The organism is Enterovirga sp. CN4-39 (assembly GCF_049446235.1).
Classification (GTDB): Bacteria; Pseudomonadota; Alphaproteobacteria; order Rhizobiales; family Beijerinckiaceae; genus Enterovirga.
On sequence record NZ_JBMSEF010000006.1, the window covers coordinates 78,281 to 93,230 of the forward strand.

Annotated in this window: 15 protein-coding genes; 5 read left to right on the top strand and 10 right to left on the bottom strand. The window is 67.9% G+C overall.

Annotated elements, in window-relative coordinates; genetic code table 11:
* Positions 1–32 precede the first annotated feature (32 nt).
* The 4 genes from ACO2SS_RS12020 to ACO2SS_RS12035 all read right to left on the bottom strand — a co-directional run bounded on the left by ACO2SS_RS12020 (position 33) and on the right by ACO2SS_RS12035 (position 4,692).
* A complete protein-coding gene (locus ACO2SS_RS12020) occupies positions 33–1,334 on the bottom strand; it encodes a sensor domain-containing diguanylate cyclase (RefSeq protein ID WP_423277897.1) in 1,302 nt (433 codons plus the stop codon).
* Between the two features lie 2 nt (positions 1,335–1,336).
* The gene (locus ACO2SS_RS12025) at positions 1,337–1,693 is read right to left on the bottom strand and encodes a hypothetical protein (RefSeq protein WP_423277898.1); all 357 of its coding nucleotides are present in this window, start codon (positions 1,691–1,693) and stop codon (positions 1,337–1,339) included.
* Between the two features lie 101 nt (positions 1,694–1,794).
* Complete coding sequence (locus tag ACO2SS_RS12030; RefSeq protein ID WP_423277899.1) at positions 1,795–3,366, bottom strand: alkaline phosphatase D family protein; 1,572 nt, start codon at positions 3,364–3,366, stop codon at positions 1,795–1,797.
* A 93-nt stretch (positions 3,367–3,459) separates the two neighbouring features.
* Positions 3,460–4,692 (bottom strand): argininosuccinate synthase, encoded by a 1,233-nt coding sequence (locus ACO2SS_RS12035; RefSeq protein ID WP_423277900.1) that lies wholly within the window; start codon positions 4,690–4,692, stop codon positions 3,460–3,462.
* A 243-nt stretch (positions 4,693–4,935) separates the two neighbouring features.
* Here ACO2SS_RS12035 and ACO2SS_RS12040 point away from each other — a divergent pair, with 243 nt between their 5' ends.
* From ACO2SS_RS12040 to ACO2SS_RS12055, 4 genes are read left to right on the top strand one after another with little or no spacing between them, the layout of a single operon-like run.
* Positions 4,936–6,039: a methionine ABC transporter ATP-binding protein gene (locus ACO2SS_RS12040; protein WP_423277901.1), complete on the top strand. Its 1,104-nt coding sequence runs from the start codon at positions 4,936–4,938 to the stop codon at positions 6,037–6,039.
* A complete protein-coding gene (locus ACO2SS_RS12045) occupies positions 6,029–6,694 on the top strand; it encodes a methionine ABC transporter permease (RefSeq protein ID WP_423277902.1) in 666 nt (221 codons plus the stop codon). Before ACO2SS_RS12040 ends, ACO2SS_RS12045 begins: the two co-directional genes overlap by 11 nt.
* A 27-nt stretch (positions 6,695–6,721) precedes the next feature.
* The gene (locus ACO2SS_RS12050; RefSeq protein ID WP_423277903.1) at positions 6,722–7,516 is read left to right on the top strand and encodes a MetQ/NlpA family ABC transporter substrate-binding protein; all 795 of its coding nucleotides are present in this window, start codon (positions 6,722–6,724) and stop codon (positions 7,514–7,516) included.
* Between the two features lie 47 nt (positions 7,517–7,563).
* Positions 7,564–8,349: a MetQ/NlpA family ABC transporter substrate-binding protein gene (locus ACO2SS_RS12055; protein WP_423277904.1), complete on the top strand. Its 786-nt coding sequence runs from the start codon at positions 7,564–7,566 to the stop codon at positions 8,347–8,349.
* Between the two features lie 111 nt (positions 8,350–8,460).
* On the opposite strand, the gene ACO2SS_RS12060 is transcribed toward ACO2SS_RS12055, so the two are convergent.
* The 5 genes from ACO2SS_RS12060 to dapF all read right to left on the bottom strand — a co-directional run bounded on the left by ACO2SS_RS12060 (position 8,461) and on the right by dapF (position 13,025).
* Complete coding sequence (locus ACO2SS_RS12060) at positions 8,461–8,856, bottom strand: hypothetical protein (RefSeq protein ID WP_423277905.1); 396 nt, start codon at positions 8,854–8,856, stop codon at positions 8,461–8,463.
* A 340-nt stretch (positions 8,857–9,196) separates the two neighbouring features.
* Positions 9,197–9,958: an ABC transporter permease gene (locus tag ACO2SS_RS12065; protein WP_423277906.1), complete on the bottom strand. Its 762-nt coding sequence runs from the start codon at positions 9,956–9,958 to the stop codon at positions 9,197–9,199.
* Positions 9,955–10,881: an ABC transporter ATP-binding protein gene (locus ACO2SS_RS12070; RefSeq protein ID WP_423277907.1), complete on the bottom strand. Its 927-nt coding sequence runs from the start codon at positions 10,879–10,881 to the stop codon at positions 9,955–9,957. The genes ACO2SS_RS12065 and ACO2SS_RS12070 overlap by 4 nt, the downstream gene beginning before the upstream one ends.
* A 15-nt stretch (positions 10,882–10,896) precedes the next feature.
* A complete protein-coding gene (gene mtaB / locus ACO2SS_RS12075) occupies positions 10,897–12,141 on the bottom strand; it encodes a tRNA (N(6)-L-threonylcarbamoyladenosine(37)-C(2))-methylthiotransferase MtaB (RefSeq protein ID WP_423277908.1) in 1,245 nt (414 codons plus the stop codon).
* The gene (dapF, locus tag ACO2SS_RS12080; RefSeq protein WP_423277909.1) at positions 12,141–13,025 is read right to left on the bottom strand and encodes a diaminopimelate epimerase; all 885 of its coding nucleotides are present in this window, start codon (positions 13,023–13,025) and stop codon (positions 12,141–12,143) included. The genes mtaB and dapF overlap by 1 nt, the downstream gene beginning before the upstream one ends.
* A gap of 113 nt (positions 13,026–13,138) precedes the next feature.
* Here dapF and ACO2SS_RS12085 point away from each other — a divergent pair, with 113 nt between their 5' ends.
* Complete coding sequence (locus ACO2SS_RS12085) at positions 13,139–13,867, top strand: GyrI-like domain-containing protein (RefSeq protein WP_423277910.1); 729 nt, start codon at positions 13,139–13,141, stop codon at positions 13,865–13,867.
* A 3-nt stretch (positions 13,868–13,870) separates the two neighbouring features.
* Here the strand turns inward: ACO2SS_RS12085 and ACO2SS_RS12090 are convergent, their stop codons facing one another.
* On the bottom strand, positions 13,871–14,935 hold the full coding sequence (locus tag ACO2SS_RS12090) for an MBL fold metallo-hydrolase (protein WP_423277911.1): 1,065 nt from the start codon (positions 14,933–14,935) through the stop codon (positions 13,871–13,873).
* Between the last annotated feature and the right edge of the window lie 15 nt (positions 14,936–14,950).

Consider the following 14,950-nt stretch of genomic DNA (forward strand, 5'->3'; position numbering starts at 1 on the left):
TTAGACCGGAAGCAAGCTCGGCGCGAGCGACCTCAGGCCGCCAAGGCGCGCCGCACCACGACCCTGTTCCGCCCACCCTGCTTGGCGGCGTAGAGCGCGCCATCCGCTTCCCGCAGGAGCGCATCGATGTCGTCGACGGGCCCCGAGAGTTCGGCGCAGCCGATGCTGATCGTCACCGGGATGGGCCGTCCCTCGAAGGTCGGCACGAGACCGGCCGCTCCGCGCCGCAGCCGCTCCGCGACCATCTCCGCCCCCTGGATGTCGATCGACGGAAGCAGGATCGCGAATTCCTCGCCCCCGAGCCGGCCGATGACGTCGATCGACCGCAGCGTCGACTGGAGGGCGCCCGCGACCTGCTTCAGCACCTCGTCGCCGGCCGCATGGCCATGCGTGTCGTTGATCGCCTTGAAGTGATCCACGTCGATCATGAGCGCCGAGAGCGGCTGCGCGAATCGCTTCCAGCGCGTGAGCTCGGCCTCGCCGAGTTCGAAGAACCGGGCGCGGTTCGAAACGCCGGTCAGCTGGTCCGTCGTGAGCAGCCGGCGAATCTCGTCGCCGCTCGATTTCCGCTCGGTCACGTCGCGAAGCACGACCGAGAAGCCGGTGATCTCCCCCGTCTGCTCCTCCAAAGCCGAGACGAGGCTCTGGCACCAGTAGCGCGAGCCGTCCTTTCGGCGGCGCCATCCTTCGTCGATGTGCCATCCGTCGCGGCGGGCGAGATCCACCTGCTGCATCGCCCTGCCCTGCACGGCCTCGTCGGGAAAGTAGAACACGTTCAAGGTCCGGCCGAGCACATCGCGGCCCGAATAGCCGGTCTGGCGCTCGCCCGACCGGTTCCAGGCGTTGATCCGGCCGGTCTCGTCCAGCGACAGCAGCGCGAAGTCGTTCACGCCGGCGATGATCGCCGAGAACCACGCTTCCGCCTCCTTTAGGCGCCGCTCCTGCGCGACCTGTTCGGTGATGTCGGACAGGACGGTCATGAGGCGGCCAGCCTCGATCTTGATGATCGAGCAGGCGAGGACCTGGGCTGCCGCGCCCGCGCCGCGGCGGACGTGGATGCGGTGGTTCTCGCAGATGGCGCCCCGCTCTCCCCCGAAGCTCGACACCATGTAGCGCAGATCCGGCGCGTAGGGCTCGAGGGCGACGAACAGGTTCGCGAGAGCGGCGGAATCGGCGATCGGCAGGAGAAGCTGCGCGGCGAGCGGGTTCATCAGCCCGATCGTCCCAGCCTCGTCCATCTCGACCAACCCGACCGGGCAGACATAGAGGAACTGGAGGAGCCGCTCGTTCTCCTCGGCGAGGCTCGGGAGCTCCGCCGGCACCTGGGCCGACATGGTCAGCGCTGGATCAGGAGGTAGCGTCGCGAGGCGCCCGCACTCTGGAGCATGCGGAGCTTCACGGGCGTCGGCCGCATCCTGAGCGTGAGCACGTAGTCGATCGTCGCGTCGAGCTCCGGCTCGTCCTCGAAGCGCTGGGCGACCATGAAGTTGTTCATGCAGGGCGCGACCACGCCGAAGACGTGCCGGCCGACGACCTTGTCGGGAGACAGCCCGGCCATCCGGGACTCGGTCGCGGAATAGAGTTCGACCGTGCCGTCCCGGCCGAAGCCGATGACGCCGAAGGGTTGTTCATCGAGTTCCGCCGGCGAGGCAGCCTCGATCTCCCGGATCGAACATTTTGCAAAATCAATCATCAATCACTCCTGGCCGGAGTGAGGCACGGGAGCCGTGGAGGAGCCGTAAACGCCTCCACGGCAATGCTGACGGTACGGAACCGGACAGCCGGCGCAGCAGCTCAGGCGCGGGCCGGCTCCAGGACCGTGCTCCAGAGGTCGGCGCCGGCGACGTCCTTCAGGGTCACCTTCATGGCCTCCGTGTTGCCGTCGATGGCGACATGGCCGAAGAACTGCAGGCCGGCGCTCGGCGGCGTGTTCTGCCCCTGCTCGGCACTCGGCGCCTTCACGTAGCGGAGCTGCGGCCCGAACGTGTTGTCGAGGTCGCCCGGCCCGAAGCTGCCGGCATGAAGAGGCCCGGACACGAACTCCCAGAACGGGTCGAAATCCTGGAACTGCGCCTTGTTGGGATCGTAGTAGTGTGCGGCCGTGTAGTGCACGTCTGCCGTGAGCCAGACGGTATTGCGGATGCGGGCGTGCTTGATGAAGCGCAGCAGCGCCGCGATCTCGAGCTCGCGTCCGAGCGCCGGCCCGTCACCCTGGGCGATCGCCTCGGATCCCTTCTTCAGCCGGCCGTCATCGAAGACCACGACGCCGAGCGGCATGTCGGCCGCGATCACCTTCCAGGTCGCCCGCGAGTTGAGAAGCTCGCGCTTCAGCCAGGCGAGTTGCTCCTCGCCGAGGAACACGCTCTCCGGGCCTTCTTCGGTCTGGCGGTTGTCGCCATTCGCGGCCCGGTAGGTGCGCATGTCCAGGAAGAAGATGTCGAGCGAGGGCCCGTAGGACACTTTCCGGTAGACGCGGCCGACCTCCTCCGGAGAGGCGGACATCGGCATGTATTCGTGGAAGGCCCGCATGCCACGCGCGGCCAGGAGCCCGACCGACTTCACGCTGTAGCGCTTGTCGTCGGCGAGCTGCTTGGAGGCCGACCAGTTGTTGGTGACCTCGTGGTCGTCCCACTGCGCCATCATGGGGACCTCGGCCGCGAAGGCGCGCAGGTTCCGGTCCATCAGGTTGTACTTGTAGCGGCCGCGGAACTCGGCGAGCGTTTCGGCGACCTTGGAGACCTCATCAGTGACGAGGTTCTTCCACATCGAGCCATCGGGCAGCTTCTGCTCGGACGGGATCGGGCCGTCGGCGTAGATCGTGTCGCCCGAATGGATGAAGAAGTCCGGCCGCAGCTTCAGCATCGTGTCGTAGATGCGCATGCCGCCGCGCGCCTCGTCGATGCCCCAGCCCTGCCCGGCCGTGTCGCCGGACCAGACGAAGGAGATGTCCCGCCTGCCGGCAGGAGCGGTCCGGAAGCGGCCGACGAGCGGCTCGCTCGCGACGCCGCCCGCAAGGTCGCGGGCGGTCGCCCGGAAGAAGATGTCCTGCCCGGCCGGCAGGTCGCGGATCAGCGCCTTCACGGCGAAGTCGGTTTCGGGCAGGGAATCGAGGCCGACTGCCCGGTGGACCGCCTTGAAGCTGTCAGTGGTCGCGATCTCGAAGGTGACGCGCGAGGGCCGGTCGGCGCGGGTCCAGACGGTGGCGGAATTTAGATCCGCATCGCCCGACTGGACGCCATGAGTCAGGACCGGACGCTCACCCGCCCGGCCGATGGCCGGCCGGGCAATCCCGGTCGCGACCGTGATTGCGCCCGCACTGCCCGCCAGGAGCAATTGCCTGCGCCCCAGCTTGATCTTGCCCGCCATCGGAATCTCCGCTCGTTGAGAACGGCTCCAATGAACCCGGACACTTGTAGCCCTCGCGACGCCCGGATGACGCCGCGGTCACAGAGACGGGCTTCAGCCGCCGAGCTTTTTCCGGCGCTGGCCGAGCGTGCGCAGGCGCAGCGCGTTCAGCTTGATGAAGCCGGCCGCGTCGCGGTGGTCGTAGGCGACCGCGCCCTCCTCGAAGGTCACGAGGTCCTGGTCGTAGAGCGAGTTCGGGCTCTCGCGCGCGATCACGTGGACGCCGCCCTTGTAGAGCTTCAGCGTCACCTCGCCCGTGACCATCTCCTGGGACTTGTCGATCAGAGCCTGCAGCATCTCGCGCTCGGGCGAGAACCAGAAGCCGTTATAGATGAGCTCCGCATAGCGCGGCATCAGCTCGTCCTTGAGATGCGCGGCACCGCGGTCGAGGGTGATCGACTCGATGGCCCGGTGCGCCGGAAGCAGGATGGTGCCGCCGGGCGTCTCGTACATGCCGCGGCTCTTCATGCCGACGAAGCGGTTCTCGACGAGGTCCAGCCGGCCGATGCCGTTGGCGCGGCCGAGTTCGTTCAGCTTGGCGAGCAGCGTCGCGGGCGACAGCTTCTCGCCGTCGATCGAGACCGCATCTCCGCGCTCGAACCCGATCTTGATCACCGTCGGCTTGTCCGGCGCCTCCTCGGGCGAGAGCGTGCGGGAATAGACGTAGTCCGGCACCTCCTGCGCGGGATCCTCGAGCACCTTGCCCTCGGACGAGGCGTGGAGGAGGTTCGCGTCGACGGAGAACGGCGCCTCGCCGCGCTTGTCCTTGGCGATCGGGATCTGGTGCTTCTCGGCGAAGTCGATCAGCTGCTCGCGCGAGCGCAGGTCCCATTCCCGCCAGGGTGCGATGATGGTGATGTCCGGCTTCAGCGCGTAGTAGCCGAGCTCGAACCGGACCTGGTCGTTGCCCTTGCCCGTGGCGCCGTGGGAGACGGCGTCCGCTCCCACCTTCTCGGCAATTTCGATCTGCTTCTTGGCGATGAGAGGCCGGGCGATCGAGGTGCCGAGCAGGTAGACGCCCTCGTACTGGGCATTCGCGCGGAACATCGGGAACACGTAGTCCCGCACGAATTCCTCGCGCAGGTCCTCGATGAAAATGTTCTCGTCCTTGATGCCGAGGAGCTGCGCCTTCCGGCGCGCCGGCTCCAGTTCCTCGCCCTGGCCGAGATCCGCCGTGAAGGTGACCACCTCGCAGCCATAGGTGGTCTGCAGCCACTTCAGGATGATGGAGGTGTCGAGGCCGCCCGAATAGGCGAGCACGACTTTCTTCACTTGCTTGTCGGCCATCTGAGGAAGCGTCGGTCCGGTAAAGGGATGGCGGGGCTTAGCAGTCCGGGCGCGGCAGGCGCAACGGGCAGGTCGGCGGGACCGCAGCCGGAGTTATGGCGTTCTCCTGCCGGGCGGCATCCGGGAACAGCGGCCCCTCTGTGGATCGTTCTTCAAAAAGAACATTCCGTTGCGCAATGACGAACGATATGGCATTCATCGTTCGTCATTTCAGTCCAGAGCGATCGTTAGATCATCCCAGCGATGAACATGCCCTTGCGACAATCCGAGCTGGCGGGCGCCGAGCGGCTTTCTCCGCAGAAGCCCGCCATCAGCTTCGCGAACGTAACGAAGACCTTCTCTGCCCGCGGCAAGGTGGCCGAGGTGCGGGCGCTCTCCGGGATCGACCTCGCGGTCGCCCCCGGCTCGATCCTCGGCGTGATCGGGCGCAGCGGCGCCGGCAAGTCGACCCTCATTCGGCTGGTCAACGGCCTCGAGAAGCCGACGAGCGGCCGCGTGGTCGTAGACGGCACGGAGGTCTCGGCGCTGGACGAGCGCGGGCTGCGGGACGTGCGCCGCCGCGTCGGCATGATCTTCCAGCACTTCAATCTCCTGTCCTCGCGCACGGCCTTCGACAATGTCGCCTTGCCGCTGGAGATCGCCGGCACCCCTGCGGAGGAGATCAGGAAGCGCGTCGAGCCGCTGCTCGAACTCGTCGGCCTCGCCGACAAGCGCAACCGCTACCCGGCCGAGCTCTCGGGCGGGCAGAAGCAGCGCGTCGGCATAGCCCGCGCGCTTGCGACGCAGCCGAGGGTGCTGCTCTCCGACGAGGCGACCTCCGCGCTCGACCCCGAGACCACGCGCTCGATCCTGGAGCTCCTGTCCTCGATCAACCGGGAGCTCGGGCTCACGATCCTCCTCATCACGCACGAAATGTCGGTGATCCGCGGCGTTGCCCGCGAGGTCGCGGTGATCGATGCCGGCCGTATCGTCGAGCACGGGGACGTCTTCGACGTCTTCACCCGGCCCCGGCACCCGACCACGCGCTCTTTCCTCGGAGCGGAGACCGGCCACGAGCTTCCGCCCTACCTGCGCGCCCATCTGAAGCCGGAGCCCCTGCCTGGCGCCGCAGTCGCGATCCGGATCCTGTTCCGCGGCCCGCACGCCACCGATCCCGTGATCTCGGAGCTGTCGCGCGAGCTCGGGCTCGACCTCAATATCCTGTCCGGTTCGGTCGACGAGATCGCCGGCCGCCCCTTCGGGACCCTCGTGGTCAGCCTTCCCAACGATCCGCTGAAGCTCGGTCAGGCCCTGACCTTTCTCCAGGCCCGCGACCTCGACACGGAGGTGATCGGCTATGTCGCCTGAAATCCTGCGCCTCATCTGGGAGGCCACCCTCGACACCCTCTGGATGGTGGCGGTCTCCGCCTCGCTCGCCACGCTGATCGGCCTGCCGCTCGGCGTCTTCCTGGCCACCAGCGGCCGGGGCGAGCTCTTCGCAGCCCCGCTGGTGAACAAGGCGCTCGGCTTCGTCGTGAACGCGACGCGGTCGACGCCCTTCATCATCCTGGTCGTCGCCATTATCCCGTTCACGCGGCTTCTCGTCGGCACCTCCATCGGCACCAAGGCCGCCATCGTGCCGCTGACCATCGCGGCGGCGCCCTTCATCGCGCGCCTCATCGAGGGCGCGATCCGCGAGGTCGACCAGGGCCTCGTCGAGGCCGCACGCGCCATGGGGGCGACGCCCCTCCAGATCGTCCGGAAAGTACTCGTGCCGGAGGCGCTGCCGGCCATCGTCCTGGCCCTGACCCTCGCGGTCGTGAGCCTCCTCGGCTTCTCGGCGATGGTCGGTGCCGTGGGGGGCGGCGGGCTCGGCGACCTCGGCATCCGCTACGGCTACCAGCGCTTCATGCCCGACGTCATGGCCGTGGTGGTCGTCGTGCTCATCGTGCTCGTGCAGCTCGTCCAGAGCACGGGCGACCACCTCTCCCGCCGGCTGAACAAGCGCCTCCGGCACGGCTGACCGTACTCGCAACCTCAGGAGAACATCATGGTGAACTGGTCCCGGCGCGCCCTCTTGGGCGCGGCGATGGCGGCCCTGTGCCTGGGCACGGCCTCGGCGGACGCCCAGACCATCCGGGTGGGCGTCACGGCCGGCCCGCATGCCGAGGTCCTCGACGCCGTGAGGAAGGTCGCGGCCGAGCGCGGGCTCGAGCTCAAGGTGATCGAGTTCACCGACTACGTCGTGCCCAATCAGGCGCTCGCCTCCGGCGATCTCGAGGCAAACTCGTTCCAGCACGAGCCCTACCTCAAGAACCAGATCGCCAAGACGGGCTGGAAGCTGGTGAAGGCCGGCACGACCACGGCCTCGCCGCAGGGCATCTATTCGAAGAAGTACAAGAAGATCGAGGACCTGCCGGCCGGCGCCACCATCGCGATCCAGAACGATCCCTCGAACGGCGCCCGCTCCCTCCAGATCCTGGATGCGAACGGCGTGATCAAGCTGAAGGACCCGACGAACACCGCCTCGACGGTCGCCGACATCGCCGGCAATCCGAAGCGCTTCCGCTTCGTCGAGCTCGACGCCGCCCAGCTCGCCCGCTCGCTCGACGATGTCGATGCCGCCTCGATCAACAACAACTATGCGCTCCAGGCCGGGCTCTCTCCCGTGACCGATCCGCTCATCAAGGAACCGGTCGAGGGGCCGTGGGTCAACATCATCGCGGTGCGCGAACAGCACAAGGACAAGCCCTGGGTGAAGGCGCTCGTCGAGGCCTACCGCTCGGAGCCCGTGAAGGAGTTCATCCTGGCCCGCTTCAAGGGCGCCTACCAGCCGACCTGGTAGCGCCGCGCCACCTCTTCCGAGACTGCAACAAGAAGAAAGACCCTACGATGAAACAGCTTCTCCTCGCCGCCGGCATCGCGGCCTCGATCGTGGCGGCGCCTGCGCTCGCGCAATCGCCGCAGACCGTTCGGGTCGGCGTCACGCCGGGCCCGCACGCCCAGATCCTGGAAGCCGTGAAGCCCATCGCCGCCAAGCGCGGCCTGGACGTGAAGATCGTCGAGTTCTCCGACTATGTCGTGCCGAATGCGGCGCTCGATTCCGGCGAGCTGGAAGCGAATTCCTTCCAGCACGCCCCGTATCTCGACAACCAGAAGACCGATCGCGGCTTCAAGATCGAGGCCGTCGGCTCGACCGTGAACTTCCCGATGGGGATCTATTCGAGGAAGCACAAGAGCTTCGACGCCGTGCCTCAGGGCGGCTCGATCGCGATCCCGAACGACCCGACCAATGGCGGCCGCGCGCTTCTCCTGCTGCAGGACAAGGGGGCGCTCAAGCTGAAGCCGGATGTCGGTTTCAAGCCGTCCGTCGCGGATATCGTCGAGAACCCGAAGCGGCTGAAGTTCATCGAGGTCGACGCCGCCCAGACGCCCCGCTCGCTTGACGACGTGGACGCGGCTGCCGTCAACACGAATTATCTCGTCTCGGCCGGCCTCAACCCCGCGGACGCGATCGTGAAGGAAGACCCCAAGGGTCCCTACGTGAACCTCATCGCGGTGCGGGCGGCGGACAAGGACAAGCCCTGGGTCAAGGAACTCGTCGCGGCGTATCGCTCGCCGGAGGTGAAGGCCTTCATCGCCGACAAGTTCAAGGGCGCGGTCATCGCGAGCTGGTAAGGATGGTGGGCCGCCCTGGCGGCGGCCCCCATCAAGGCGGCGCGCACCCCGCCCGGGAACCCGCGAAGGAGGCTGTGCCTTGCAGGCCAGCCTCCCTCGCCTCGGCAACCTTCAGCGCAGCACGCGCACCACCCGCCGCGAAGCCGGGTCCAGGACGACGGTCCTCCGGTCGGGCGAGATGAAGTAGGTGTAGTAGCCATCCGGCTGCAGGCCCCCGACGGAGATGTTCTGCACGGGAGCGGTATCGATCCAGTCGGGGATGTAGGATCCACGCCCGATCCTGATCCCGCTCGGTTGCTCATAGCTCGGCCCCAGCACTTTCAGGCTGGGCGGGTCGGTTATCATCCAGCTATTGGACGTGTACCCGAATTGCCGGATCGGCACTCCGCCCGGCTCGACGTAGACGACATTCCCCGCATCACTCGGGCCACTGGGCGAGACCGGCACCTGGAGCGGCTGCGCCTGCGCAAGCGCCGGCAGCAGAACGGCCGAAACAAGAGCGATCATGGGAAGCTTTTGGGGCGCTAGGCGCATTTCCTATCTCCCTTTGGCTCATTCACTCGAATGCTGAGCACGACCAATCTGGCACCGATCCAAATCGGTTTCACGCCATAATCTGGAATCTCTTGAAAATTGTCCCAACTGATCAAGGGAACGGTCGGGATCGTCAGACTGTATACAGGGTACGATACGCGCCTATTCTGAGCTAATCGCCCGCATTTACGTAAGTCGGCAGCTGGAAGCGGCCGCGAATTCCCGGTCGCACACAAGCGTGGCGCTCCGCACCCGGGCGTGCGGGACAGCGGCCGGCCTGCACCTCGCCCCGCGGCGGGGGCGGTGCGCCCACCTACTTCTTGAGGCGGTATCCCGTCCGGAAGATCCAGGCGACGAGCCCCAGGCAGACCGCCAGGAACGCGAGCGTCGCGCCAAGGCTGATGGCGGGGTTCACGTCCGCCAGCCCGAAGAAGCTCCAGCGGAAGCCGCTCACCAGATAGACGACCGGATTGAGCAGCGCGACGGTGCGCCAGCCCTCCGGCAGCATGTCGATCGAGTAGAAGCTGCCGCCCAGGAAGGTGAGCGGCGTCACGACCAGCAGCGGCACCAGCTGAAGCTGCTCGAAGCCCTCCGCCCATATTCCGATGATGAAACCGAGGAGGCTGAACGTCACGGCGGTCAGGACCAAGAAGGCCAGCATGACGAACGGGTGGTCGATCCGCAGGGGAACGATGAAGGCCGCTGTCGCCAGGACGATCAGCCCCAGCATGACTGACTTCGTCGCCGCCGCTCCGACATAGCCGATCACGATCTCCGCGGCGGAGATCGGGGCGGACAGCACCTCGTAGATCGTCCCCGTGAAGCGGGGAAAGTAGATCCCGAAGGATGCGTTCGCGATGCTCTGCGTCAGCAGCGTCAGCATGATCAGGCCCGGCACGATGAAGGAGCCGTACGCGACGCCCTCGACCTCGCTGATCCGGCCCCCGATCGCGGCCCCGAACACAACGAAATAGAGAGCGGTCGACATCACGGGCGCGATGATGCTCTGGAGTAGCGTGCGCCGCGTGCGCGCCATCTCGAACAGGTAGATCGCCCGGATCGCGTGAAGGTTCATGCGTCGCTCCGGACGAGGTTCACGAAGATGTCTTCCAGCGAGCTCTGCTCCGTTCGCAGGTCCCTGAAGCGGATGCCGGCGCCGGTGAGCTCGCCGATGAGCGTCGCGATCCCGGTCCGCCCCGCCTTGGTGTCATAGGTGAAGACGAGCTCGGAGCCGTTCTCCGCCAGCTCCAGGCCCTCCCGCGCGAGCGAAGCCGGGATGGCGGCGAGCGGCTCGAGCAGCTCGAGGACCAGCCGTTTCCGGCCGAGCTTGCGCATCAGCTCGGCCTTCCTTTCGACGAGGATCAGCTCCCCGCGATTGATGACCCCGACCCGGTCGGCCATCTCCTCGGCCTCTTGGATGTAGTGGGTCGTCAGGATGATGGTGACGCCCTGCTCCTTGAGGCGCCGGACGAGCCCCCACATGTCGCGCCGGAGTTCGACGTCGACGCCCGCCGTGGGCTCGTCGAGGAACAGGATCTGCGGCTCGTGCGAGAGCGCCTTGGCGATCAGCACCCGCCGCTTCATGCCGCCGGAGAGCGAGAGCATCTTGTTGTCGCGCTTCTCCCAGAGAGAGAGGTCACGCAGCACGCGCTCGATGTGGTCCGGATCGGCCTTCCGGCCGAACAGGCCGCGGCTGAAGCTCACGGTGTCCCAGACGGTCTCGAAGGCGTCCGTGGTCAGCTCCTGGGGTACGAGCCCGATCAGCGAGCGCGTCCGGCGAGGTTCGGCCAGGATGTCGTGGCCCTCGACCAGGCAACGGCCCGATGTCGGGTTCACGAGCCCGCAGATGATCGAGATCAGCGTGGTCTTGCCGGCACCGTTCGGGCCGAGGAGCGCGAAGATCTCTCCGCACTGGATCTCGAGGGTGACCGATTTCAGCGCCAGGAATCCGGACGCGTAGGTCTTCTCGAGATGCGAGATCTCGATGGCTGCAGTCATGCAGAGAACCGGGGTTCAGGCCGCGAGGAGGTGGCGGCCGTCATGCCCCGCGATGCGCGCCCGCACAATCTCCCCCGCGGTCACCGATGTGCGGAAGCGCACAGGCGTGAACCCGGCGGTCCGGCCGATCTCACCCGTCTCGACGAGCACCTCGCGCTCTGCCCCGACCTCGCCCGACAGATGGCTTCGAAGAGCCGCCTCCCCGGCCTCGCGCAGGCGGGCGGCCCGCTCCTTGACGACCTCGCGCGCGACGGGCGGCATGCGAGCGGCCGGCGTGCCGGGGCGGGGGGAGAAGGGAAAGACATGCAGATGCGTCAGGCCGCACTCCGCAACAATGTCGAGGGAGCGCTGGAACATCTCCTCCGTCTCCGTCGGGAAGCCGGCGATGAGATCCGCCCCGAACACGATGTCGGGCCGCAGGCGCCGGGCCTCCTCGCAGAACGCGATCGCGTCACCGCGCAGGTGCCGCCGCTTCATGCGCTTCAGCACCATGTCGTCTCCCGCCTGGAGCGAGAGGTGCAGATGCGGCATGAGCCGCTCCTCGGTCGCGAGCGCGTCCAGGAGATCGTCGTCGGCCTCGACCGAATCGATGGAGGAGAGCCGCAGCCGGGGCAGTTCGGGGACGGCACGGAGGATCGCCTTGACGAGCGTGCCGAGGCGCGGCGCCTCGGGCAGGTCCGCCCCGTAGCTCGTGATGTCGACGCCGGTCAGCACGACCTCGCGCGCCCCCTCCCCCACCAGGCGGCGGATCTCGGCCGTGACGGTCTCGACCGGGACCGAGCGGGAATTGCCGCGCCCGAAGGGGATGACGCAGAAGGTGCAGCGATGGTCGCAGCCGTTCTGCACCTGCACGACGGCGCGGGTGCGGCCGAGCTCACGGCCCGCGACGGCGGCGGCGGTCGTGCGCTCGGCCATGATGTCGCCGACCTGGACCCGCCTGGAGCCGGCGCCGGCGAGCCCCCGCCATGTCTCGGGCTTCGTCTTCTCGCCGTTGCCGAGCACGGCCGAAACCTCGGGCATCGCCGCGAAATTCTCCGGCTCGATCTGGGCACCGCAGCCGGTGACGACGATGCGGGCCCCGTCACGCTCGCGCGCGGCCCGCCTGATCGCCTGGCGTGCCTGGCGCGTCGCCTCGGCCGTCACGGCACAGGTATTCACCACGACGAGGTTGTCGTGCCCCGCCCGCTCCGCCTCATGGCGCATCGCGTCGGATTCCGCCGCGTTCAGGCGGCAGCCGAAGGTGAGGACCTCGACGCCCATCAGGCCGCCCCGGCGAAGAGCTCCGGCGCGAGCACGCCGTCATATTCGAGCTCGACCGGCCCGGTCATGAGCACGTGGTTGTCGCTCTCGCGCCACGCGATGACGAGGTGGCCGCCCGGCAGCGTCACGGTCGCCTGGCGGCCGGTGAGCCGCTTGCGCGCAGCCGCCACGAGGGCGGCGCATGCGGCCGAGCCGCAGGCCCGCGTCATCCCGGCGCCCCTTTCCCAGACGCGCAGGACGATGTGGTCGGGCGAAGCCACTCGCGCGAGCGAGATGTTCGCGCGCTCGGGGAAGATCGGATGGTTCTCAAGGAGCGGCCCGACCTTCCCGAGGTCATACGCGTCAGGATCCTCCACCCAGAAGATCGCATGGGGATTGCCCATCGAGACGACGGAGGGCGAATGGAGGATCGGGGCGTCGATCGGCCCGATCTGCAGCTCGATCCGGCGCGTGTCTTGGAACGGCTCGGCGAGCGGGATCTCGTCCCAGCGCAGCCGCGGCTCCCCCATGTCGACCGTGAACAGCCGCTCGCCGGCTCGCGCAGCCGTGAGGCGGCCGGCATCGGAATCGAGCACGAGCGTGTCGCCGTGCTGGCGTGCCATCCCCGGGTCGTCCAGCATCGCCCAGGCGACGCAGCGCGTACCATTGCCGCAGGCCGCCGAGGACGAACCGTCGGTATTGTAGATCGCGAGGCGCGCGTCGGCGCCCGGCCGCTCCGGATCGTGGATGACCATCAGCTGGTCGAAGCGGGTCCGCGGCGCGGCCGCGATCGCCCGTGCCTCCCCGGGCTGGACGGAAAGCTGTGAGCCGCGCAGATCCAGGACGACGATCTCGTTGCCGAGGCCGTTCATCTTCAGATAGCGGCGATGCGCGAGGGAGTTCATCGGGAACAATCCGTAAGGGGTCCCGTATATCGGAGCCCGGTGTCTCTGTCGCGAGGGGTGGGTGCGGCGCTCCGGCCGGGGCGCCGCGACAGGCGGGATAAGGGTCGAACCAGATGGTCAGGCCAAGGCGGCTCATGATCGGCGCGATGCTGTTCGCGCTCGCATTCGCTCAACCTGCAGCGGCGCAGACGGCCACGCCGGCGGATAGCGCGCCGCCCGCATCGTCGACAAGCCCGGCTCCGGCGACGCCGCCCTCGTCCTCCCCTCCCGCCGTGATCCTCCAGCAGGCCCCCGCCCCAGGCGCGCCGAAGCCCGCGGCTCCTTCCACAAGCACCCTCGCGAGCCGGCCGACCCTCATTCCGAACAGCGGCGACACGTCCAATGTCGATGAGGTCGTCCTCCCGGAGAAGCCGGTCCTGATCCTGTCCGGCACGAGCGTGTGGGACGACGGCCTGAAGAACCTGCGGGCGGCCTTCGGCACGATCGAGGCCGAACTCGTCCGTCTCGGCATCCCGCCGGCAGGCAGGCCCCTCGCCGTCTTCGTCCAGACGACGGACGACAATTTCCGCTTCGACGCCATGGTGCCCGTGGGGGCCGCGCCCTCGCCGGTGCCGGGGCTCGGCCCGGAGATGCGCTTCGGCGTGACCCCGTCCGGCAAGGCGTACCGCTTCGTCCACAAGGGGCCTTACGACGACATCGACACGACCTACGAGACCATCACGACCTACCTGGACGCGAAGGACATCCTGGCGAAGGATTCGTTCATCGAGGAATACGTGAACGACGTGGCGGACCAGACCGATCCGGCGCTCGAGATCAACATCTTCGTGCAGCCACGCTGAGCCTCACTCGGGCGGCGCCCAGACCTGTCCGGGCTGCATCGCCGGGAAAAGCTCCGGCGCGATTCCGGCCTCGGCGAGCGCAGCCGTGAGGTCTATCAGCGGCTGGTCGACCTTCTCGTTCGTCAGCTGGAACGTACCCCAATGGATGCCGAGCGCCTGCTCGGCGCCGAGATCGCCAAAGGCCCGGACGGCGTCGGCCGGGTTCATGTGCTGCGGCTGCATGAACCAGCGCGGCTCGTAGGCGCCGATGGGCAGGGCCGCCACCTTCACGGAACCGAAGCGGTCCCGCACGGACCGGAAGGTATCGCCCTCGCCGTATCCGGTGTCGCCCGCCATGTAGATCGTCCCGGCCGCGCTGGTCAGGACATAGGCGCCCCACAGCGCCATGCGCCGGTCGTTGATGCCGCGCGCGGACCAATGATGCGCCGGCTCGAGATGGGCCGCGACCCCGCCGCCGAGTCCCGTCGACTGCCCCCAGTCCAGAACCTCGACCTTCACGGCATCGTCATGCGCGCGGATGATCGAATCGTTTCCGAGCGGCGCGATCACCTTCGGGGCGTGCCGGTGCCAGAGCCGCGCGATCGTCTCGACGTCGAGATGGTCGTAGTGGTTGTGCGTGATCAGGACGGCATCGATCGGCGGGAGGTCGTCGAAGGCGATGCCGGGCGGATTAGCCCGCCGCGGGCCCGCAAACCGGACCGGGCTCGCGCGCTCGGACCAGACCGGGTCGGTGATGATGTTGCGGCCGGCGACCTGGATCAGCACCGTCGCGTGGCCGACGAGCGCCACCCGCAGCCCGGCGACCCGCTCCGGCGGCTTGTCCGTGAACGGGCTCGGGAAGCTGTCGGGCCAGGCTGCGCGGCCGCCGCTGACCTGCCAGCGCGCGAGATCCAGGAGGCCACGATCTGCGACCGGCCCCGGGCCGTAGAAGCGCACCCCGTCGTAATGGTCCGTGACCGGGCCGTCGTAATACCGGTTGCGGCTTCGCGCGACGGCGGAATAGCCGACGCCGCCCAATGTCAGAACGGCAGCCGCACTCGCGATCCGCCCAACGCTTCGCCGGTTCATCGCGCCATGGATGCA